Annotated in this window: 1 protein-coding gene and 1 pseudogene; both read left to right on the forward strand. The window is 70.7% G+C overall.

From position 1 onward, the window contains the following. A pseudogene (locus E3D03_RS21180) lies at positions 1-394 on the forward strand (phage tail tape measure protein); the annotation flags it as partial. 61 nt (positions 395-455) lie between these two features. Further along, the coding region (locus tag E3D03_RS21185; protein ID WP_263568573.1) for a DUF2460 domain-containing protein at positions 456-629 on the forward strand (174 nt) is incomplete at its 3' end.

Raw genomic sequence — 629 nt, forward strand, 5'->3', positions numbered from 1 at the left:
CGCCAAGCTCGCGGCGCGGCGGTTCATCCTCGGTCCCATCGCCAACGCGCTCTCGGGCGCGCTCGGCGGCGCGGGCGGAATCTTTGCCAACATCCTGCACGCGGGCGGCATGGTTGGCTCGTCCGGCCCCTCGCGCATCGTGCCGGCCATGGCCTTCGCCGCCGCGCCCAGGATGCATTCGGGTGGCGCTGTCGGCCTTCGCCACGACGAGGTGCCCGCGATCCTGCAACGGGGCGAACGGGTGCTCTCGCGGCGAGAAGCGCAGAGCTACGGCACGGGCGGCGGGATCAACGTCACAATCATGGCGCGGGACGCCGAGAGTTTCCGGCAATCCCGCACGCAGGTCGCGGCGGACATCGCCCGGGCGGTCTCGCTCGGGCGGAGGGGCATGTGAGTGCGACCCCGCAAGTGGGATCCGGTTGCGGGGGCCAGAGCACGAACCACGGAGAGAATTGATGGCGTTCCATGAGGTCCGGTTTTCGGACAACATCAGCCGGGGCGCGCGGGGTGGGCCGGAGCGGCGCACCCAGATCGTCGAGCTTGCATCGGGCGACGAGGAGCGCAACGCAAGCTGGGCGAACTCGCGCCGCCGCTATGATGTCGCCTACGGCATCCGCCGCGCCGACGAT

The organism is Paracoccus sp. DMF, assembly GCF_004407025.1.
In the GTDB taxonomy this organism is placed as follows: domain Bacteria; phylum Pseudomonadota; class Alphaproteobacteria; order Rhodobacterales; family Rhodobacteraceae; genus Paracoccus; species Paracoccus aminovorans_B.